This window comes from Dyadobacter pollutisoli, assembly GCF_026625565.1.
Classification (GTDB): Bacteria; Bacteroidota; Bacteroidia; order Cytophagales; family Spirosomataceae; genus Dyadobacter; species Dyadobacter pollutisoli.
Window position 1 is genome coordinate 5,775,529 of sequence record NZ_CP112998.1, and the last position, 20,873, is coordinate 5,796,401.

Below are 20,873 nucleotides of genomic sequence, written 5' to 3' on the forward strand. Positions count from 1 at the left end.
TAGGTTTTCGCTCAACTTGACAAATAGGTTTTCGCTCAACTTGACAATTACACCAATCCCTCCCGAAGCAGGTCGTGCAAGTGCACGAAACCCAGTACATTGCCTTCCTCCACCACAACCACCTGTGTGATACTCCGGGACTGCATAATTTCCAGCGCATTAACTGCGTATTCATCAGGCCCGACAGTAATGGGCGAGGTAGTCATGATATCACAGGCTTTGAGGTTTAGGATCCCTGTTCTTTCATGCTCATTCAGCATTCTTCGCAAGTCGCCGTCCGTGATGATTCCCTCCATTTGACCACTATCATTTTGCACTGCGGTAGCGCCCAGCCTTTTCGACGTCATTTCGAGGATCACCTCATGTAAAGTAGCGTGCGACGGTACAACAGGCAGCGCATTGTTCGGATAAATGTCACATACTTTAAGATAGAGCCTTTTGCCCAGTGACCCGCCGGGATGAAATTTGGCAAAATCATCATGCGTAAACCCGCGGGCTTCCAGCAGGCATACGGCCAGGGCATCACCCAGCGCCATGGTCACCGAAGTACTGGTTGTAGGCGCCAGATTCAATGGATCAGCCTCCAACGGAGCAAATGCGTGAAGAATAAAATTACTGTTTTTGGCAAGGTAGGAATCCTTGTTGCTCACCATTGCAATCATGGTCACGCCCGTACGTTTGAGCAATGGAACGAGCACTTTTATTTCGGCAGTATCTCCGCTTTTTGATATAACTATTACGACATCATTGTTCTGAATCATGCCCAAATCGCCATGAATGGCGTCTGCTGCATGCATAAACAATGCAGGGGTCCCAGTCGAATTCAGGGTTGCTACAATCTTCTGCCCCACGATCGCACTTTTACCCACACCGGAAATTACAACACGCCCGCCGGAGTTCAGTATAGCATATACGCAGTTTTCAAATTCATCATCAATCAATTCAATCAGATTACGCACTGCTTCTGCCTCTTGCCGTAATACTTCTTTTGCTATTGACTGAATATTTTTTATTAATTTCAAATCTGAAACACAGTTTAAAGGGACACTATTGTCATTTTTCATTTCAAAAAGCAAAGATATAGAAGTTTGGGATAACCATTTTGTTAACAGAGTATGGTAAAGCAGGTAGATACAGTCGTATTAGACACGTTAAAAGAAAGACTTAAAGAAATATTTGGGTATAGTCAATTCCGGGGTGAACAAGAAGTAATCATTCAGAACATCCTTCTTGGTAAAAATACTTTTGTGATCATGCCAACCGGCGCTGGCAAGTCGCTTTGCTACCAGTTGCCTGCCCTTGTCAGTGACGGCCTTACGATTGTGATTTCCCCGCTTATCGCCTTGATGAAGAATCAGGTCGACCAGTTAACTGCTTTCGGTATCAACGCCCAGTTCCTCAACTCTACACTTACCAAAGCCGAAATGACCCGCGTCAAGACCGACGCTCTGGACGGTAGCCTTAAACTACTCTACATTGCACCGGAATCGCTTACTAAAGAGGACAATCTGGATTTTCTTAAAAAGGTAAAAATATCTTTTGTTGCCATTGACGAAGCGCACTGTATCTCCGAATGGGGCCATGATTTCAGACCGGAATACCGCCGGATTTATGGGATTATTGAGAATATAGGACGGCTTCCTATTATCGCTCTTACTGCCACTGCTACTCCCAAAGTTCAGCAGGATATCCGCAAGAACCTGCAAATGGAAGAGGCCGAGACATTCAAATCCTCTTTTAACAGAAAAAACCTTTACTACGAGATCCGTCCGAAAAAGGATGTCAAAAAACAGCTGATCCGCTATGTGCGAAACAATAAAGGCAAGTCCGGAATTGTGTATTGCCTGAGCAGAAAAACGGTTGAAGAAGTAGCGGAGTTGCTGACTGTGAATGATGTGCGAGCATTACCATACCACGCAGGTCTCGACAGCAATACGCGGATGGCTAATCAGGATGCTTTCCTGAATGAAGAGGCTGATGTGATCGTGGCAACCATTGCTTTTGGAATGGGCATCGATAAGCCGGATGTGAGGTTTGTAATACATTACGACGTCCCCAAATCGCTGGAAGGCTATTACCAGGAAACCGGCCGGGCAGGTCGTGACGGACTGGAAGGAAACTGCCTGATGTTTTACAGCTACGACGACATTCAAAAGCTGGAAAAATTCAATAAGGACAAAACCGTTACCGAACGCGACAATGCGCGTCACCTATTGAATGAAATGGTGGCCTACTCTACCCTGGGCGTTTGCCGCAGGAGACAGCTACTGAGCTATTTCGGTGAGTACCTGGAAAAGGATTGCGGCTTTTGCGATAACTGTGTCAAACACACAGAAAAAATCAAAGTGCAGGATGACGTTATCCTAGTGCTGCGCACCGTACAACTTACCGAACAACGTTTTGATGCCGACCACATTGCCGACGTCCTGACTGCCACTGAAAACCAGTATGTGAAGAGCTACGAGCATGACCAGCTGGACGTTTATGGCAAAGGTACCGAACTGAATGAGTCGCGTGATTACTGGGTTTCGGCTATCCGTCAGTTGGTGATTTTTAACTATCTTGAAAAAGACATTGAAAATTACGGAATCATCAAACTGGGAGAAAAAGGAGCCAATTACCTGAACGACCCTTACCCGGTTACCCTTCATAAGGATCATAATTTCGACGAGGAGGAGATCAAACCGGAAGATGAGGACAAGGACTCGGCCAATGGAAACGGAAGCGCACATGCTTACGATGAGGCCTTGCTCGGGATGCTCAAAGCGCTTCGCAAAAAGGTAGCGAAAGAAAAAAATCTGCCTCCCTATGTTATCTTCCAGGATCCTTCCATGGAGGAAATGGCTACGACTTATCCTACTACCCAGCAGGAAATGGCACAGATCAATGGTGTCGGAATGGGTAAGGTGCAGAAGTTTGGCCGCCAGTTTATCGATCTGATCACGCGCTATGTGGAGGAGAACGAGATCGAAACTGCCAAAGATGTGGTGATCAAATCCACAGTTAATAAATCAAAAATTAAAATCTTCATCATTCAGCAGGTTGACCGCAAGGTGAGCCTGGACGAAATCGCCGAGGTCAAAGATCTGGCACTTGCGGACGTCATTGAAGAAGTGGAGCACATTTGCTATTCCGGAACCAAGCTTAACCTCGATTATTATATCAATCAGGTGATCGACCGGGAAAGACAACAGGATATTTACGACTACTTCATGACTGCTGAAACCGACAATATCGCAGCAGCATTGGATGAGTTTTCGAATGATGAAATCAGTGAAGAAGAATTGCGTCTGATGCGTATCAAGTTTTTATCCGAACTGGCTAACTAACATTGCCAGAACTAGTTATCGTATCAGTATTTAGTGAATTTTTAAAACCAGTTATGAACATACTTATATTGGGATCGGGTGGAAGAGAACATGCCTTCGCCTGGAAGATTGCCCAAAGCCCTCTTTGCGACAGCTTGTACGTGGCTCCCGGAAACGCCGGGACGGCAAGTGTAGCAACGAACCTATCTATTTCTTTTAATGATTTTGATGCCATTGCTAACGCAGTTTTAGAAAACAATATCGAGCTGGTTATCGTAGGACCGGAGGAACCACTGGTCAACGGGGTGGTTGATTATTTTGAATCAAGGGAAGATCTTGCAAAAGTGAAGCTGATCGGTCCCAACAAGGCAGGCGCTCAGTTGGAAGGAAGCAAGGATTTTTCTAAAAAATTCATGCAGAAATACGCGATTCCTACTGCTTCTTCCCAGACATTTACGGCCGAAACCCTTGAAATCGGTCTTGAATACCTTGAAAGCCATCCGCTACCTATCGTTCTCAAAGCCGACGGCCTTGCAGCCGGCAAAGGTGTGATCATCGCGGAAAAGCATGCAGAAGCGGAACAGGCATTTAAAGAAATGCTTTTGGATGGAAAATTCGGGAGCGCAGGTAACAAAGTTGTAGTAGAACAATTTCTGAAAGGAATAGAATTATCCGTTTTTGTACTTACTGACGGAGAGCACTATAAAATCCTGCCGGAAGCAAAAGACTACAAGCGTATCGGTGAAAATGATACCGGCCTTAATACCGGAGGTATGGGCGCAGTATCCCCAGTAGCGTTTGCCGATGCTAATTTTTTGAGGAAAGTTGATGAAAAAGTAGTCAAGCCCACATTGAATGGCCTGAAAAGTGAAGGCATCAAATATGTAGGTTTCATTTTTATTGGCCTAATGAATATCAAGGGCGAGCCGTATGTCATTGAATACAATGTCAGAATGGGCGATCCCGAGACAGAAGTGGTTATTCCGCGTATCCAGTCCGATTTTGCCATGTTAATGGCTTCTACGGCAAAAGGAACGCTGAATGATTTTGATATGCAGATATCGTCTCAGGTAGCAGTTACCACAGTAGTTGTTTCTGGCGGTTATCCCGGAGATTACGAAAAAGGTAAGGTTATTTCAGGCAGTGACAAAGTAGAAGACGTGCATTTATACCATGCTGGCACTACTTTTAATGGAAACACAGAAGTTGTGACCAACGGAGGAAGGGTAATGGCGCTAACAGGCCTTGCTAATTCCCTTGAAAATGCGGTACATAAGTCGCAGCGCGCTGCTCAGGCAGTTCAGTTCGAGGGCAAATACTTCCGTCACGACATTGGTGTGGATTTAATTCGTTATAACGATTGATGAAGGGGAGTAATTATGGGATGTGGATCATGTTCATCCGGCGGCTGCGGTTCTAGCGGATCGACTGCCGGGTGTGGAAGTAGCGGAGGCTGCAGTTCGGGCGGATGCAATAAAATGAATGTTTTTGACTGGCTGAGTCACATGGATGTGCCCACCGGACAACGTTTTGATGTTGCAGAGGTCAAATTTAAAGGAGGCAGAAAAGAATATTTCCGCAATATAAATCAACTGGAATTCGTAACCGGCGATTATGTCGTTTGCGAAATGGCCTCTGGCCAGCATATAGGAACGGTGTCACTTCAGGGCGAGCTGGTACGGCTTCAAATGAAGCGCAAGAACGTGGTTATCAGCGATGATATGCATGTTATTTACCGGGTAGCAACGGAAAAAGATCTCGATAAGCATACCCAGGCCATGGCCCGTGAGATGCCGACATTGTATCGTACCCGCGAGATTATTCGGGAAATGAAGCTCAATATGAAATTGTCGGACGTTGAATTTCAGTCTGATAACACCAAAACGACGTTTTATTACTCCTCGGAGGAACGCGTCGATTTTCGTGAGCTGATCAAAATGCTGGCTTCGGAATTCAAGGTAAGGATAGAAATGCGTCAGATCAGTTTACGCCAGGAGGCAAGTCGCCTGGGCGGGCTAGGCTCTTGCGGACGCGAACTTTGCTGCTCGACCTGGCTTACCGATTTCAAGAATATTTCAACAGCGGCAGCTCGTTATCAGAACCTGTCGCTAAACCCTGCCAAGCTTTCGGGCCAATGCGGACGTTTGAAATGCTGCCTTAACTACGAGCTGGAAACCTACATTGATGCGCTTCGGGATATTCCAACTGTGGATGCGCCATTGAAAACCAAAAAAGGGGTTGCTACTTTGCAGAAGACCGACATTTTCAAGAAGATCATGTGGTTCGGTTTTGACAAGGATACCAATTGGTATCCCGTCGCGATCGACAAAGTTCTGGAAATCATTGAATTGAATAAAAAGGATATCATTCCTGAATCACTGGAAATCCTTACACCGCAGGCAGAGAAAACGCTTGACAAGGTTCCGGGTAAGCTGAACAGCGATCTGGAAAATCTCGACAGAAAGTACAGCGAGGAACAAAAGAAGAAGAAAAAGAAAAAAAGCAGGTCTGGGAAAAATAAGGCTAATCCCAACAACCCAAACAAACCCCAGGCACAGGCATCACCTCCGGCTCAGAAATAAGCAGGAAAGTAATTTTAGCCACATATAATCGAAGTCAAGTTGTAAAAACTTGGCTTCTTTTTTTACGAAATTCACCCGTGAAAAAACATATAGACAAACTTCATAAAATAGCTCACCAAAGATCCAGAAAGATCATTGGGCTAATGTCGGGCACATCGCTGGACGGGCTGGACATAGCGGTCTGTAATGTCGAAGGAAGCGGAACTGATACAGCATTGACCCTCGAAAAATTCACGACGGTACCTTACGATGAGGATTTCAGGAATGAAATCAGGAAGGTTTTTGCCAAAAGAGAGATCGACTTTCAGCAGCTTTGCCTCCTAAACCCATACATTGGCATACGTCATGGCCAAATGATACTTGATTGTCTGGAAAACTGGAACATTCCGATGACGAACATTGACCTGATCGCCAGTCACGGGCAGACTGTTTTTCATGCCCCCAAAAAGCAGCACAAACTCACCGGCTTTCCCAACGCGACCCTGCAAATTGGTGACGGAGACCACATTGCAGTCAAAACGAACATTATCACCCTCAGTGATTTTCGCCAGAAACACATTGCTGCCGGCGGAGAAGGCGCTCCTTTGGCGGTGTATGGCGACTATTTTTTATTTTCCAAAAAAGGAGAAAACAGGATCCTGCTGAATATGGGCGGGATCGCAAACTTTACATTTCTTCCTGCAAACCAAGATGCCGAAGTTGTTTTTACGACTGACACGGGCCCTGGAAATACATTGCTGGATGCCTATACTCGTCGTTTTTTTCACAAACCATATGATAAAGACGGTGAAATTGCCGCCAGTGGCAAAGTAAATGCCGTTTTATTGGAAGAACTTAAATCACTGTCCTTTTTCAAATTGCCATATCCGAAAACCACCGGCCCGGAGGTCTTTAATTTCAACTACGTCGAATCCGCAATTCAAAAATCAAAATTAACTTCACTTACCCGGCAGGACATCATCGCTACGCTGACCGCATTAAGCGCGGACACGATTTCGGATGCGATTCGGAATGTGATGGATACCGGTGAAGCATTTACGATTTACGCCAGCGGTGGGGGCGCACACAATGCAGTTTTGATGGCTCGCATTCGCGAAAATCTGAGTGCTACCGTGAAATTGATCGATGAGTTGGGCATTTCAGGGGATGCAAAAGAGGCGGTACTATTTGCAGTTTTAGCAAATGAAGCGATTGCGGGGACGGACTCTTTTTTTGGCGAAAAAGATGGCGTTCCGGGCGTTAGTATGGGGAAAATCTCGTTTCCGGGTTGAAGCAACGAGACTTGCCAAGTCTCCAAGACTTGGTAAGTCTTATTTCCAACAACCCCAACGATAAAAAATAATCAAGAATAACATGTACGACATTACCATCATCGGTGGAGGCATTGTAGGCCTTGCCACGGCGCTTCGGATCAAAGAACAAAAGCCTTCTCTGAAAATCCTGCTGCTTGAAAAAGAAAACGAAGTAGCCAAACACCAAACAGGCCACAACAGCGGCGTAATCCATTCCGGGCTGTACTATAAACCTGGCAGTTTGAAAGCAACCAACTGCATCCGCGGCTACCAGATGCTACTGGACTTCTGCCAGCGTGAAAATGTTCCTTACGATCTCTGTGGTAAAATAGTAGTCGCTACCACCGAAGAACAAAAACCATTGCTCGCTAACCTTTACCAGAGAGGTTTGCAAAACGGCTTAACCCAAAACCGAATGATCTCGGCAGCTGAAATTCGCGAAATAGAACCGCATGTAAAAGGTTTGGAAGGAATTTGGGTACCCTATACCGGCATTATTGATTACAAAGCAGTCTCAGAGAAATATGCGGAATGCATTCAAAAATTGGGTGGAGAGATCCGTTTTGGAGAAAAAATTATTGACATTAAAAATCGCAACACACATTCAGAAGTGGTTTCAGCTACGGGTAAATTATTCGAAACTCGCCTGGTTGTAAACTGCGCCGGTCTTTATTCCGACAAAGTAGCTCAATTGACACAGCCGGAGGACATCAAAGTCAGGATAATTCCTTTCCGCGGAGAATATTACAAGATCAAACCTGAAAAGCATCATTTGGTCAAAAACCTGATATATCCGGTTCCCGATCCCAATTTCCCTTTCCTAGGTGTCCATTTCACTAGGATGATCGAAGGCGGTGTTGAAGCGGGACCTAATGCTGTTTTTGCGTTTCGTCGTGAAGGTTACAACAAGCTGGACATTAATGTGCCGGAACTGATGGAATCGCTGGCCTGGCCGGGATTCCGGAAGGTTGCTGTCAAATACTGGAAAACAGGTATGGGCGAATATTACCGCTCATTCTCCAAAGCCGCATTTACCAAAGCACTACAGGGCCTTATCCCCGAAATTCAAAGCGACGACCTCATCCCCGGCGGCTCAGGCGTACGCGCACAGGCATGCGACTATGACGGCGGCTTGCTGGATGATTTTTCGATCATTGAAAACAAAAGCGCCATCAACGTCTGCAATGCACCGTCGCCTGCTGCCACATCTTCACTTTCCATCGGACAAACTGTTTCGGAGCGGGTTTTGGCAAGGATTTGATATAAAATTTGGTAAACCTTTAAAAAATAGATTTTTCTCCCTACTTTTATTAACGCTGATAAGCTCCTTGAAAAGACTTGTCGCCAATTACTACGTTCAAATAAGTTAAAATCGAAACCTAAAAAACCATGAATAAAACGGCAAAAGCACCAGTGGCAGAAGCTGCTAATGGTGCAAAAAGAGTGGATCGATTGGCTCGCTTAATTGAAAAAGTAAGAGCGGACAAGGAATCTGTTGATTTATATTACAACGGAAAAATAACCAGGGAGGAACTATATGCCAGAGGAGTTAGGTTCGCCAGAACCGTATGAATACACGATTAGATCTAAAAAGGGCGAAGAACAATACTCTTTCGAAACCGCGTCGGGCACTCCTTATATCTGCTACTTTCTGAATATTCCTGGTTTTTTCGATGATTACCCATCAATGGAAGTTGATGTAGTAACCTTCGGGCTTTCGCTGCTCAGAGAATCTAAAAATTTCTTTGTGGAAAAGCATGATCCACGAATAAAAGCGACTGTCTTTTCTATTTTGCTGAGCGCTATCGAGGTTTATCCGGAAAGACCTATGCTTGTGATGTATGACACACAGGATGGCAGGCAGAGAAGCAGAAAAATCACATTTGCTCGATGGTATAACGAGTGCTGCAAGCTAGTGAGCAAGAAAGTTACAAGAATCACCATTAGCGGAGCAAGTATGTCGAGTGCTGACAGGTTCGATATGATGATGCTCGTACCCAACACCTGCTCTGAACTCGAACAAATAAAAATTACTGCTATGGAAATTAAAGACGACTTGATTTCAAAGGGGTACCCGCCTTCTCTTGAATGTCGGATTGAGTGCAAATAAATATTCAAGTTAAATTTGTGGAGTTTTACATAAAACTCTTTACATTTGAGAAATGAAAACGTTCAGCTCGATAGAAGAGGCATTTGATTGGTGGGTGAAGAATTTATATCCTACATTGACCCCGGAAATGAAGAAAGGAAAGGCGGTTCAGGCGATGCAAGATTACATATATGAGCGAGGTATTTCGGAAAAAAGAATGAAGGAAATACTAGTGGAATATGGGCATTTTGAAATAGAAACCATAGTAAGATATAAGCCTTAAATGGCTTTTTATTTGACCTAAATTTACGTAAAACTCCGTAAATTATACAAAGAAAAAACCCGGATGCTTCGGTCGCCAAACTTGATCACCCGGGCCAGTTTAATCAATCAACAATCAAACTTTCGCAAATGTATGAACACACTTCAAAATTCAACAAACCAACTAGCTAACGCTATGAAAACAGATTTATCGCAAAGCGAACAACTGCTGCTACGCGATGTTCGCAACTTTTTCCTTACTGACACCTGCGCAGAAATCGTAGGGTCAATGAATGCAATGGTCGAATCGCTTCTTTTCAGTGCAGACCTGGAAAATGTTACGCCTACGATGAAAGGTGACATTGTGAACCAGCTCAGGGTAGTGACATTTCTTTCAAAACTAAATGAAAACTGCGACCGCGGTCGGGCTTAGGCATCTAATCAGGGGTTTTGGCAAAACTTTAAAAATAGATTTTTCTCCCTACTTTTATTAACGCTGATAAGCTCCTTGAAAAGACTTGTCGCCGATTACTACGTTCAAAAAAGTTAAAAATCGAAACCAAAAAACCATGAACAACACGGCAAACGCACCAGTGGCAGAAGCTGCTAATGGTGTAAAAAGAGTGGATCGATTGGCTCGCTTGATTGAAAAAGTAATGGCGGACAAGGAATCTGTTGAATTGTATTACAACGGAGAAATAACCAGGGAGGAATCACATGCCAGAGGAGTTAGGTTCGCCAGAACCGTATGAATACACGATTAGATCTAAAAAGGGCGAATAACAATACTCTTTCAAAATCGCGTCGGGCACTCCTTATATCTGCTACTTTCTGAATATTCCTGGCTTTTTCGATGATTACCCATCAATGGAAGTTGATGTAGTAACCTTCGGACTTTCGCTGCTAAGAGAATCCAAAAATTTCTTTGTGGAAAAGCATGATCCACGAATAAAGGCGATAGCGGAGTAGGTATGTCGAGTGCTGACAGATTCGATATGATGATCCTCGTACCCAACACCTGCTCTAAACTTGAACAAATAAAAATCACCGCGTTTGAAATTAGGGACGACTTGATATCAAAAGGTTACCCGCCTTCTCTTGAATGTCGAATAGAATGCAAATAATTTTAAAAAAATCCATTCCAGATTTGTCGGAATTTCGGACTAATTAGTAACTTTGATCAATGAAAAAGTTTGCTTCTGTTGCAGAAGCCTTTGAATGGTGGTGTAAGAGCATTTATCCAAATCTTGCACCTGATATCAAGAAAGGAAAGTTCACAAGTGCCTGGAAAGATTTCACTTATCAACAAGGGATTTCTGAGAAAAGAATGAGGGAGATATTAACAGAATTTGGTAATGTAGATGTTCAGACGATAGTCACTTTTACGCCAAAATAAATTTTTTTACCCAAAATTAGTCGGAAAACTCGACTAAACACAAAGAAAAAACCCGGATGCTTCGGTCTCCAAACTTCATCACCCGGGCCAGTTTAATCCATTAACAATCAAATTTTCGTAAATGTATGAACACACTTCAAAATTCAAGAAACCAACTAGCTAACGGTATGAAAACAGATTTATCGCAAAGCGAACAACTGCTGCTACGCGATGTTCGTGACTTTTTCCTTACTGACACCTGCGCAGAAATCGTAGGGTCAATGAATGCAATGGTCGATTCGTTTCTTTTCAGTGCAGACCTGGAAAATGTTACGCCTACGATGAAAGGTGACATTGTGAACCAGCTCAGGGTAGTGACAAACTGCGACCGCGGTCGGGCTTAGGCATCTAGCCTGATACAGCACACCAAACTCATAATAACCAGCACCTGCAAAAACAAAAAGTCCCTGACTTCGGTAATCGAAATCAGGGACTTTGATATTTAGAAAGTCAACCTACTTTTTGGCTGCCGCCAATCCGAAGGTGATCAGATGGACGAATGCAAAAATGAGGGAGAAATAGTAAATTCCTAAATCTGCGCCGTCGGTTTGTACATGGTGCGCGTATGCAATGATCCCCAACATTACCGCAAGCGCCAGCCCAACCCAAGCAACTACTTTGCTGCCTTTTTTAATTGATTCGGGAAGCCTGTCGGACAGGAAGCTGTTCTTGATACCATAATAGAGATACACATCAAATCCGATGATCATCCATACAAACAAACGGATCCAGGTATCGAGCGGCAGGAATGCCATCATGAAGAAACAAGTGAAAACACCCAATATCGGCACTAATGGAACGAGGGGTGTTTTGAACGCGCGCGGCACATCTGGCATTTGCTTACGCATCACCATTACGCCAATACAAACCAGGATAAAGGCGAACAATGTCCCGATACTCGTCATTTCGCCAACCACGCGGGCAGGAACAAACGCAGCAAAAAGGCTCACGAAAATGAGGAACATCGTGTTGCTCTTCACCGGAGTCTGATACTTCGGGTGAACGCTTGAGAATACACGTGGAAGCAATCCATCTTTACTCATACTGAAAAACACGCGGCTTTGGCCAAGTAACATCACCAGGATTACGGAAGAATAGCCTCCCAAAATCGCGACGATGATCGCGCGGTTCAGCCAGGGATAATCGGCGTGTATAACTCCGCTCGCATCAGGTGTGCCCATTGCTTCGATAGCCACAGCTACCGGCGCAATTCCGTCCTGTCCTTTGAAAGAAGTGTAAGGCGTTACCCCAGTCATTACGTGGGCAAAAAGAATATAAAGCACCGTACAGATCAACAGCGAACCCAAAATACCTATTGGCATGTCTTTCTTCGGGTTTTTCGCCTCTTGCGCGGCCGTACTCACCGCGTCAAAACCAATATAGGCAAAGAATACAATGGCCGCCGCCCGGACTATACCGCTGAAACCATATTCTCCGAAGTTACCCGTATTTTCAGGAATGTAGGGTACGTAGTTGCTTTCATTGATATACTTCCAACCCAAAACGATAAAAATAATCACAACAACTACCTTCAAACCTACGATCACTGCATTTACTTTGGCGCTCTCTTCCGTGCCTTTCATCAAAAGCAAACTCATCAGGATCACAATGAAAATCGCAGGAAGGTTGATCACACCGCCGTCAAACGGGCCGACCGTCAATGCTGCGGGGAGATGCACATCAAACCCTTCACAAAACTTGACTAAATACCGACTCCAGCTGATACTTACGGTGGCAGCACCAACGGCGTATTCCAGTACAAGGTCCCAGCCGATGATCCAGGCGATGAACTCGCCCATAGTAGCATAAGAATAAGTATAAGCGCTCCCGGCAACCGGGATCATGGATGCAAACTCAGCGTAACACAGCCCTGCAAAGCCGCAGCCCAACGCAGCTACAATAAAGGAAATAGTAATTGCCGGACCCGCCTGATTGGCAGCCGCCCCGCCTGTTATGGAAAATAATCCGGCCCCGATGATCGCCCCGATACCCAGAGCAACCAGACTGCCCGACCCCAGCGTACGTTTTAACTGATTACCCTCACCGGAGGACTCTTGCATTAATTTATCAAGAGGTTTTTTTACCCATAATTGACTTGCCATAAATACTGAGTTGGTGTTATGAGGATTTTGAAAGACCTATAAAACTAAGGGAAAAATTTGCCAAATACCTATGTATACAAAACAAAAAAGGGGAAAGTATAAAACTAACCCCTTTTTTGTTCTTCAAAATTATGCTTTTGCTTTCTTAGTCGCTGCCGCTGGTACTGCCGCGTCCGCCACAGCCAACGGCTCATTCTTTTTCTGACGTTGCAGAAGGTCAACCACAATCGGTGCCGCTACGAACAGGGAAGAATACGTTCCGACGATTACACCCAGCAACATACAGAATGTAAATCCGCGGATCACCGCGCCACCAAAGACCATCAAGACGACCAGTACCAGAATAACTGAGATACCGGTTACCGCAGTACGGCTCAAAGTACTGTTCAATGCATTGTTGATAACCGTAGACAGGTTTTGGCCGCGTGCCTTATCGTCTGCAAGATAGTCGCGGATACGGTCATAAATTACAACGGTATCATTCATCGAATATCCGATCATGGTCAGGATTGCACCAATGAATGCCTGGTCAATGTCAAGCGACCATGGAAGCCAGCCATTAAACAACGAGAAAATCGCAAGAATAATGATGACGTCATGGCCTAGTGAAACAACCGCACCATAACTGAATGCCACTCTTTTGAAACGAATCAGGATATAAATAAAATTGGCTCCCAATGCTAGCAGGATCGCATATACTGCCGACCACAAAGTATCTTTCGCCATCGTAGGCCCTACCTTGTTAGAACTTACAATTTTAGCAGGGTTACCAGCGATTTTTTTAACCGCTTCCATAACCTTCGCTTCCGCTTTCTGATCTGCCTCAGGGGTTGTTTCCTCTATCAGATATGCAGTTGTGATCTTCACCTGATCCTGACCACCGAATGTTTTCACCTCGGTAGTTGAACCAAGCACCTCGTCCATATTGGTACGAAGCTGATCAGCATCCACAGAATTTTCAAAGCGGATTACATAAGAACGTCCCCCTTTGAAATCAATACCCAGACCAAAGCCTTTGAAAATAAACGAGCCTATCCCGATCACGATGATGATCGAAGAGATGATATAGAAACGGCGGCGTTGAGAAACGAAATCGAAGTGGTTGTCTTTAAACCAGTTTTTACTCAATCCAGAATAGAAATTGAATGTCTTACCCTTTTTGATCTGTTGCTCCAACAAAAGACGTGTAATGAAGATCGCACTGAAGAGAGAAGTCAAAAGACCCAATACCAGTGTGGTTGCAAAACCCAAAACCAGACCTGTTCCGAATGTATACAGAATAATACCGGTCAATAAAGTCGTCACGTTGGAGTCAATGATGGCCGTCAGGGAATTTTTAAAACCATCCCGGACCGATTGAGCGAAAGCTTTTCCCGTTTCCAGCTCTACTTTGATACTTTCATAGATTAGTACGTTGGCATCCACCGCCATACCAATGGAAAGAACGATACCGGCAATACCGGAAAGCGTAAGAACCGCTCCCAATGATGCCATAACCCCCAACAGGAAAAACAAATTGATCAGCAACGCGATATCTGCGATCCATCCTGCTTTGCTATAATAAGCAAACATGAAAACCAAAACGATCAGCAAACCTACTGCCGATGACCAGATACCATCCTGGATAGCCTCAGCACCCAAGGAAGATCCTACTACAGCTTCCTCAACGATGTGCGTTGGAGCTGGTAACTTACCCGCTTTCAACACGTTGGCCATATCTTTCGTCTCTTCCACGGTAAAGTTACCGGTGATGCTAGAGTTACCGTTGGGAATTTCGCCCTGCACGGTTGGCGCAGTGTAAACAAGGTTGTCAATGATGATCGCTACGGGACGGCCAATGCTGCGAGCCGTGAGTGAACGCCATTTGCGGGCACCTTCGCCATTCATTTGCATCGTTACTTCCGGACGGCCGCGGTCATCATAGTCGTGGTTTGCATTCACGATAACGTCACCTTCCATTGCTGCTTCACCATTCACTTTTTTGATAAAATATAATGGCAGGATCAGTTGGTTATTTCCGGCTTCGGTTCCTTTGCGGTCCCACATAAACACCAGGTCAGCAGGGAAAAGTGACCGTACTTCCGGGCGGCGCAAGATCTCGCTTGCACGCGCTGTGTCTTTCAGGTATACGCCAAGACCTTGTGGCATTGGTACAAACAGACTTGTCAAAGCTGCACTTTGAGCAGCGATTGAAGCTGAATCTGTTTTTGTAGTATCACCTTTTTGCTCCAGCTGAGCAGCCAATCCGCCCGCAGCTGGTTTCTTGGTAGTGTCGGTAGTAGCAACAGTTGCAGCAGGTTTTGAAGCTGCTTTCTCGATTTCAGCTTGTTTGGTCAGGTATTTACCCAATCCATCCAATCCCGCAGCCAGTTCGTTGGTCAGATATACTTCCGAAAATTCCAGTTTAGCAGCACCAGAAAGCAAACGACGCACACGCTCTGGGTTATCAACACCAGGAAGCTCCACCAATATGCGGTTTTGGCCAGGCAGACGCTGAATGCTAGGGTTGGTTACCCCAAATTTATCAATACGGGCCTGTGTGATCTGGAATGCACGGTCGATAGAGCCATCCATTTCCGTGTTAAGCATTTTGATAACGTCACCATCCGATGAGTTACCGCTTATTTTGCCACGGTTTGCGCTGGTAGCAAACACCGACGCCAGGGTTGTGTTTGGCGCTGCTTCTTTATAGGCAGAAACAAAACGGTTGATAAAGCCGCTATTGCTTGCGGCTTTGTCCTCGGCAGCTTTTTTCAATGCATTCTGAAATGCTACGCTACGTGCGTTTCCGCCAGCCATGCCTCTTAAAATGTCTGCAGGAGCTACCTCCAATACTACGTGCATACCGCCCTGAAGGTCAAGACCCAGGTTCAATTCACGCTCCATTACCTCTTGCAATGTATGTCCCAGATACACATCCTCACGCCACAACGAATCGATATAGCGTTGCTTTTTAGTCATATCTACGTCACCATTTGCATCGGTAGCGTAGGTTACCGCCTTACTTTTGATGTTTCTGGAAACAAAAGTGAAGGAAAGGTAATAGACACTAATAAGGGCAATCACAATGGTTAGCCCTATTATTCCATTTTTATTGGTCATTTCTTTAACTGTAAAAAATTAAATGATACTCTGAATGTAAAATACTGAGGAACTGTCCTGAATTCAGGACATATGAAGTTCCAACATAAGGTTGCCGTACAGGCTACATTACGGGGCGTTGGTGACTATAAACCGTCCGAAAATTCTGTGGAAATAGGAAAAAAGGAAAGACGATTCCTTGTATGCGACGTGAACAACCAGCTTACTGGCAGTAAAATACCAGACAGGCTGCGGTAAAAAGTAGAAGTAATGAGAGAAATCAAATGAAATGGCCGGTGTGATCACCGCGTCCAGCGAGAGCGTGCTCACTTTCGCCTGTTCTGCATCATTTGATCTGGAAGCGGCTGCCTTTTTGGAAAGATCTTTGTTGATCTCCTTCGCCTTGGAGCTGTACTTTCCGTGGTCCGCGTGGTCAGACCATGACCTTGCTCCTGCTACCATCAAAAGCATGATGGCTAACATTAAGCTGATAGTCTGGTTGATAACTCTTGCGGTTTTCACTTAGAGAATTGGGGTTTCAATTAAACCGCAAATTTTGTTTTAAAAAATTACAATCGCAAACTATTTTTTCGAACAATGCTTTGTGACTATTCTGATATTATTTTGAATAATACTTTTTTATTTAAAAATCAGGCTTGAAATGCATTCATGCCTTAAATGAACAATTCACGAAATTGAATGCTACCTAGCCAGCTGCCAGCTCGGAATAACCGAGCCTGCTTGAAATCTCGTCCGCCGCAGCCAGGCGAAATACGGAAGCACCCGGATGCAGTTTCAACTCCGTGGAATAATCGCATTCCACCGGGATAAACCAGCCCAAAAGCCAATTCAGCAATGTATCAAAGTCTGCATTATGAATGCATTCTTCCAGCGCCACCTCGTCCGGTAACTCCACCGTGACGGCAAGTGCAGCCATATAGGTGTCCAGTTCACCGCCAAACATCGTGTCCATTCCGAGCCGCGCGCCGGTTAGCCTAGCATTCGAACTCAAAAAATATTTAGTGCCAAATACTTCATTGATCCGGACCGGCAAATGAAGTACTGTCGATAATATTTCACTGGCCATTTCCATGTTTCCCCTGTTTTCAGAAATCAATGGTAATACAGGCAGTAATCTGACAAAGGTCTTTTTAGGGATCGAATCAGGTGCCTGCCAGAAAGCTTTCAGCTCATTAAGCAGCTCCGAATCAGGATCCAGCTCGCAGGCACGCTGTTCGAGCTGGGCCAAGCTGACCCGGTTCAGGAAAAATTCCTGTTCCAGAGGCAAAAAGAACAACCTCGACTTTTGCTCTTTCTCACGCTGCATCCTGATCTCATCCACCTTCTTTTTTAATGTATTAATGGAATTGGAAGAAGGCAAATGGAAAAGCTGCTCCGGCAGATAATCATATATCCCGCTCCGGTTCGACTCAATCACCTGACCTTTGAAATTCCCCAACTCCCGCTCCTCCACCGTTTCCACATCCCGGTGACTACGCCGCTTGAATGCGCCAAGTGACCGAAACAGAATCTGGTCGGACAAGAGACCGTCTTCCAGCCAGGAGCAGGCTATGAATTCGGCGGTGAGATCGGCTTTTTGTTCGGTTATCATGTTTTATTTAGTTCAATGTAACAACCTGGACCGGATACATTCCTGTTGACAGTTTTCCAATTTTCAATTGAAGAAGTTCACATTCACGCAGCCAGTCCGCATCATTACCCGCGCCCGCTGCCGGCGTGAGCCCTACCTGCAGGCAGCGCACGAAGCCTTGCCCTGGCATATTGCTTTGTACAAAATGTGGCTTCACCTGCACACGCCGGAGACGCGCGCCCAATTCCGCCGCACAAAATGCCTTGATGTCTTCCAATGTGACCAGCCTGTTGCGGGTAATAATGTTTTTCCTCAGCTGTTCTACATATTCCATCTCGTCAGGTTTCGCCTTTCCGCCCAGTGACTTTGTCAGCAAGGCAACGTCAGCACCATTGATAGCAGAGGCCGAGTAGGGTTGTAATCTCGAACCAGCCGGCAGGCCGTTTGCAGCCTCCGAAACAGTGGTCCAGTACGAAATGAAAAGTACGTCCGGATTTTTCTCGCCTTTAATCACCAGAAAAGGCTGCGCAGTGGTTTCACTGGCTTTTTTAACCCCCAGTTTCTGTTCAACCCTGGCCATATTCTGGGCAATTTCGCGGAGTATCGAGGCCAGAAAATCCTCTCCGATCGCATTGAATGCTGTCACCTCGTCCCGCAACAATTCCATTAACTGGTACAGCACCGACTTTGCATTCCGCTGATCGAACCGACCGATTCCCTGTTGCCGGAGCGTGTATATCCGCGCAGAGGTTTCTTCTTCCGAATATAGATTTTTTTCCGTCGGCGCATAGGGTTGGTTTTTTTGGTTAATCACACCTTGTACCCCCAGAAAAGCATCCCCGGAAGGCAATGCGACACCATTCAGTCCAGATTGCAAGCGGTATGTTAGCTTGTGAAGCTGCTTGTTCAGTACCGGAAAAGCGTTGAGTGCAACGGTCATATTTTCAAATCCTGATGCGGGAAAAGCGGCAGGCCATTTAACTTTAATCCAGACAAGTGGACGTTTCATCATTTGCAGGGTGCGGCTATCGAACAGATTTTCGAATTCCGGCGGGTAGGCTAATGTCGTCAGCTTCCCTTTTTCCCAAAAATCCATACTCGTTATGCTTGCAAAACTATCATTGTAAATCAGCACCGAATCGTCGAGATTCTCTTCCTGAATACCAATTTTAAAATCCAGCCCCTTCCGGTTTCCTTCCCAAACGGTAGCAGGCAAAAATGCCCGGTAACCAAACTGCCCGGCGTCATTGATCCAGTCAAAATAGAAGCGGAAGCCATTCCAGGAAGTAATCCCCGGGTCTACTTCCATTCCGATCCACATGTTTTGCGCACTTCCCGGCTGCGGCCTGGTATTGGCTACCAGCGTTTTCACTCCTTTTTCAATGATATATAAAGCCGACGGCATTGCAAACTGAACCACTGCTGCATTCACTACCGGGTATCTTCCTGCCGATGAAAAAAAAATTTCCGCGGACTCTCCCTTTCTTGCATTGGTACGCTTGCAAACCAGTTGATTTTCCGGCTCGATCCACGCCATGGGTTCCAGTGAGCGAGCCTGTGCGACCGCACTCGCGGGTTTGGGGTTATTGTGAGTTTCGGGTGATAATATCTCTGCCAAACGCGTCATTAAACGCAGCTCAGTTTGCTGAATCTCCTGCCCTACCTTTTCAAATTCAACAGAACAGGCTTCTACCAATAACCTCACCAGCGGATCGAAATGGTCCAGCTGCGATTCATCATAGCCCCACAGCTCCGCCGAGCGTTTCAGCAGCCTGCGGGAGATTGTTTCTTTCGTGTAATGTACGGTTGGGTTCATAGTTGGTCAAGTGTGGTACTTTGTCATTACTTACTCAATGGACAATGGTGAAATAAAGATGCGTTCGAAGAAAACGAATGGCTCATTGGTACGCCTGATCGTGGCTTTCACCTCTATTCCAACCCGTTTTCGAACGTAGTTATTGGTCTTCGTGAGTACCTCAAATTCTTCTACCTCCACACGGATTTTGGGATTTCCCAGCCTGGGTTCGTAGCGTACAATGGCCTCTTCCAGCGACTCGCGGATCAGGTCCTTCCATTTGATCTGCGACAATACAGAAAAATCATGTTCCCACAGTGCGCATCCATAGCCGCTGTCAAACCGGTTCTCGTCAAAATGGGTGACCATTAAAAGATACAAATGCTGATGGATCGCCTCTCTGTCAGCACATTTGGGGTGTGAAAGTCCAGCCACGATCCGGTCGAGCGAGAGCGGTAATGCATAGTTTTGATCTTCCATCCCCGTGTTTAATAAATTGTGGTTGTATTAATGAAAGTGTATCTTATTTTTGTCGGGTATTAACAGTCAGATAGCGCTACATGAACATTCCCTTCCTAAAAACCCCTCTTCAACGTCTTCAGGTACTTTATGCAATTGTATTAATAGCAGTGCTGTCGGTCGTCGGATCACTCGGTTTTTGGATCAGCGACTACCGCGACGCCTACCCGATGGCCATGAGCAGCTTCCTCATTTTAGGTATCCTTCATGTTTATCTAATATCTCAATGGTTTGATACCCTGTTCACTAACCGGTCCGCCAAAGCCATTGGTTTTACATTGCTGATCAGCATGCTTACTGCGCTGCTGGTTATATTCCTTTATCACAAACTCGTCCAGGAACTGACCAAGGGTGTGGGTATGGCTACTGCGCTGGTTGGGTTTCTATTCCCGATTTTTGTGGCCAGGGTTTATCAGAATTATCTCGAAATACCACTTAAAGAATATAAAAGATGGTACTATCCGGTCGGTCAGCCATTACCTGATATGGATTTGCTCGATCTTTCCCGAGTTCTTGTCATTCAATTTGAGTTTACCAAAAAGGCCAACGAAAGTGATTTTACGAACTTCCGGGCCAAGGCTCCTAATGCCATGCTCTTTGGCGAGCTCTTCTTTATTTTTCTAAATGACTATAATGACCGTAACCCCGCCAGCCCCATTGAATATCTCTCTGCCGGCGGCAAACCTTACGGCTGGTTGTTTTACAAAAAAGCCCCCTGGTACAAACGTCGCCAGTATATGGATCCCGATCTTACTTTCCAGGCCAACCACATTGTCGATAATGAAACCATTGTCGCAGTAAGGGGTTAATTACGAAAC

At 45.4% G+C, this 20,873-nt stretch carries 20 protein-coding genes; 13 read left to right on the plus strand and 7 right to left on the minus strand.

What is annotated here, in order from left to right; all coding sequences use genetic code 11:
- Positions 1 to 47: 47 nt before the first annotated feature.
- A complete protein-coding gene (locus ON006_RS23685; protein ID WP_244822495.1) occupies positions 48 to 1,022 on the minus strand; it encodes a KpsF/GutQ family sugar-phosphate isomerase in 975 nt (324 codons plus the stop codon).
- A gap of 93 nt (positions 1,023 to 1,115) precedes the next feature.
- Here ON006_RS23685 and recQ point away from each other — a divergent pair, with 93 nt between their 5' ends.
- The 12 genes from recQ (at position 1,116) to ON006_RS23745 (ending at position 11,311) form a co-directional block, all read left to right on the plus strand.
- On the plus strand, positions 1,116 to 3,329 hold the full coding sequence (gene recQ / locus ON006_RS23690) for a DNA helicase RecQ (RefSeq protein WP_244822496.1): 2,214 nt from the start codon (positions 1,116 to 1,118) through the stop codon (positions 3,327 to 3,329).
- A gap of 53 nt (positions 3,330 to 3,382) precedes the next feature.
- The gene (gene purD, locus ON006_RS23695) at positions 3,383 to 4,672 is read left to right on the plus strand and encodes a phosphoribosylamine--glycine ligase (protein WP_244822497.1); all 1,290 of its coding nucleotides are present in this window, start codon (positions 3,383 to 3,385) and stop codon (positions 4,670 to 4,672) included.
- A gap of 114 nt (positions 4,673 to 4,786) precedes the next feature.
- Positions 4,787 to 5,890, plus strand: coding sequence for a PSP1 domain-containing protein (locus ON006_RS23700; protein WP_374760231.1), 1,104 nt, complete (start codon positions 4,787 to 4,789; stop codon positions 5,888 to 5,890).
- A gap of 77 nt (positions 5,891 to 5,967) precedes the next feature.
- Entirely contained in the window at positions 5,968 to 7,161 is a 1,194-nt protein-coding gene (locus ON006_RS23705; protein WP_244822499.1) for an anhydro-N-acetylmuramic acid kinase, read from the plus strand.
- Positions 7,162 to 7,243: 82 nt separating this feature from the next.
- A complete protein-coding gene (lhgD, locus tag ON006_RS23710) occupies positions 7,244 to 8,443 on the plus strand; it encodes an L-2-hydroxyglutarate dehydrogenase (RefSeq protein WP_244822500.1) in 1,200 nt (399 codons plus the stop codon).
- Between the two features lie 128 nt (positions 8,444 to 8,571).
- A complete protein-coding gene (locus ON006_RS23715) occupies positions 8,572 to 8,754 on the plus strand; it encodes a hypothetical protein (RefSeq protein WP_244822501.1) in 183 nt (60 codons plus the stop codon).
- Complete coding sequence (locus ON006_RS23720; protein ID WP_244822502.1) at positions 8,720 to 9,292, plus strand: hypothetical protein; 573 nt, start codon at positions 8,720 to 8,722, stop codon at positions 9,290 to 9,292. The genes ON006_RS23715 and ON006_RS23720 overlap by 35 nt, the downstream gene beginning before the upstream one ends.
- Positions 9,293 to 9,344: 52 nt before the next feature.
- A complete protein-coding gene (locus ON006_RS23725; protein ID WP_244822503.1) occupies positions 9,345 to 9,554 on the plus strand; it encodes a hypothetical protein in 210 nt (69 codons plus the stop codon).
- Between the two features lie 174 nt (positions 9,555 to 9,728).
- Positions 9,729 to 9,965, plus strand: coding sequence for a hypothetical protein (locus ON006_RS23730; protein WP_244822504.1), 237 nt, complete (start codon positions 9,729 to 9,731; stop codon positions 9,963 to 9,965).
- 136 nt (positions 9,966 to 10,101) lie between these two features.
- Entirely contained in the window at positions 10,102 to 10,284 is a 183-nt protein-coding gene (locus tag ON006_RS23735) for a hypothetical protein (protein ID WP_244822505.1), read from the plus strand.
- Positions 10,285 to 10,715: 431 nt separating this feature from the next.
- Positions 10,716 to 10,928 (plus strand): hypothetical protein, encoded by a 213-nt coding sequence (locus tag ON006_RS23740; RefSeq protein WP_244822506.1) that lies wholly within the window; start codon positions 10,716 to 10,718, stop codon positions 10,926 to 10,928.
- 167 nt (positions 10,929 to 11,095) lie between these two features.
- The gene (locus ON006_RS23745) at positions 11,096 to 11,311 is read left to right on the plus strand and encodes a hypothetical protein (RefSeq protein ID WP_244822507.1); all 216 of its coding nucleotides are present in this window, start codon (positions 11,096 to 11,098) and stop codon (positions 11,309 to 11,311) included.
- A gap of 111 nt (positions 11,312 to 11,422) precedes the next feature.
- On the opposite strand, the gene ON006_RS23750 is transcribed toward ON006_RS23745, so the two are convergent.
- From ON006_RS23750 to ON006_RS23775, 6 genes are all read right to left on the minus strand, one after another.
- On the minus strand, positions 11,423 to 13,069 hold the full coding sequence (locus tag ON006_RS23750) for an amino acid permease (RefSeq protein WP_244822508.1): 1,647 nt from the start codon (positions 13,067 to 13,069) through the stop codon (positions 11,423 to 11,425).
- A 129-nt stretch (positions 13,070 to 13,198) separates the two neighbouring features.
- A complete protein-coding gene (gene secDF / locus ON006_RS23755; RefSeq protein WP_244822509.1) occupies positions 13,199 to 16,171 on the minus strand; it encodes a protein translocase subunit SecDF in 2,973 nt (990 codons plus the stop codon).
- A 108-nt stretch (positions 16,172 to 16,279) separates the two neighbouring features.
- Entirely contained in the window at positions 16,280 to 16,672 is a 393-nt protein-coding gene (locus ON006_RS23760; RefSeq protein WP_244822510.1) for a hypothetical protein, read from the minus strand.
- Positions 16,673 to 16,856: 184 nt separating this feature from the next.
- Positions 16,857 to 17,762: a type VI secretion system baseplate subunit TssG gene (locus tag ON006_RS23765; RefSeq protein WP_244822511.1), complete on the minus strand. Its 906-nt coding sequence runs from the start codon at positions 17,760 to 17,762 to the stop codon at positions 16,857 to 16,859.
- 7 nt (positions 17,763 to 17,769) lie between these two features.
- Positions 17,770 to 19,557, minus strand: coding sequence for a hypothetical protein (locus ON006_RS23770; protein WP_244822512.1), 1,788 nt, complete (start codon positions 19,555 to 19,557; stop codon positions 17,770 to 17,772).
- Between the two features lie 30 nt (positions 19,558 to 19,587).
- Complete coding sequence (locus ON006_RS23775) at positions 19,588 to 20,016, minus strand: GPW/gp25 family protein (RefSeq protein ID WP_244822513.1); 429 nt, start codon at positions 20,014 to 20,016, stop codon at positions 19,588 to 19,590.
- Positions 20,017 to 20,096: 80 nt separating this feature from the next.
- On the opposite strand from ON006_RS23775, the gene ON006_RS23780 reads away from it, so the two are divergent.
- Entirely contained in the window at positions 20,097 to 20,864 is a 768-nt protein-coding gene (locus tag ON006_RS23780; protein ID WP_244822514.1) for a TssN family type VI secretion system protein, read from the plus strand.
- Positions 20,865 to 20,873: the final 9 nt, after the last annotated feature.

What these genes read in the sequence shown, in the direction of transcription:
- recQ (WP_244822496.1), top strand. Translation starts at nt 1,116, where the DNA reads ATGGTAAAGCAGGTAGATACAGTCGTATTAGACACGTTAAAAGAAAGA.
- purD (WP_244822497.1), top strand. Translation starts at nt 3,383, where the DNA reads ATGAACATACTTATATTGGGATCGGGTGGAAGAGAACATGCCTTCGCC.
- ON006_RS23700 (WP_374760231.1), top strand. Translation starts at nt 4,787, where the DNA reads ATGAATGTTTTTGACTGGCTGAGTCACATGGATGTGCCCACCGGACAA.
- lhgD (WP_244822500.1), top strand. Translation starts at nt 7,244, where the DNA reads ATGTACGACATTACCATCATCGGTGGAGGCATTGTAGGCCTTGCCACG.
- ON006_RS23715 (WP_244822501.1), top strand. Translation starts at nt 8,572, where the DNA reads ATGAATAAAACGGCAAAAGCACCAGTGGCAGAAGCTGCTAATGGTGCA.
- ON006_RS23720 (WP_244822502.1), top strand. Translation starts at nt 8,720, where the DNA reads ATGCCAGAGGAGTTAGGTTCGCCAGAACCGTATGAATACACGATTAGA.
- ON006_RS23725 (WP_244822503.1), top strand. Translation starts at nt 9,345, where the DNA reads ATGAAAACGTTCAGCTCGATAGAAGAGGCATTTGATTGGTGGGTGAAG.
- ON006_RS23730 (WP_244822504.1), top strand. Translation starts at nt 9,729, where the DNA reads ATGAAAACAGATTTATCGCAAAGCGAACAACTGCTGCTACGCGATGTT.
- ON006_RS23735 (WP_244822505.1), top strand. Translation starts at nt 10,102, where the DNA reads ATGAACAACACGGCAAACGCACCAGTGGCAGAAGCTGCTAATGGTGTA.
- ON006_RS23740 (WP_244822506.1), top strand. Translation starts at nt 10,716, where the DNA reads ATGAAAAAGTTTGCTTCTGTTGCAGAAGCCTTTGAATGGTGGTGTAAG.
- ON006_RS23745 (WP_244822507.1), top strand. Translation starts at nt 11,096, where the DNA reads ATGAAAACAGATTTATCGCAAAGCGAACAACTGCTGCTACGCGATGTT.
- ON006_RS23750 (WP_244822508.1), bottom strand. Translation starts at nt 13,069, where the DNA reads ATGGCAAGTCAATTATGGGTAAAAAAACCTCTTGATAAATTAATGCAA.
- secDF (WP_244822509.1), bottom strand. Translation starts at nt 16,171, where the DNA reads ATGACCAATAAAAATGGAATAATAGGGCTAACCATTGTGATTGCCCTT.
- ON006_RS23765 (WP_244822511.1), bottom strand. Translation starts at nt 17,762, where the DNA reads ATGATAACCGAACAAAAAGCCGATCTCACCGCCGAATTCATAGCCTGC.
- ON006_RS23770 (WP_244822512.1), bottom strand. Translation starts at nt 19,557, where the DNA reads ATGAACCCAACCGTACATTACACGAAAGAAACAATCTCCCGCAGGCTG.
- ON006_RS23775 (WP_244822513.1), bottom strand. Translation starts at nt 20,016, where the DNA reads ATGGAAGATCAAAACTATGCATTACCGCTCTCGCTCGACCGGATCGTG.
- ON006_RS23780 (WP_244822514.1), top strand. Translation starts at nt 20,097, where the DNA reads ATGAACATTCCCTTCCTAAAAACCCCTCTTCAACGTCTTCAGGTACTT.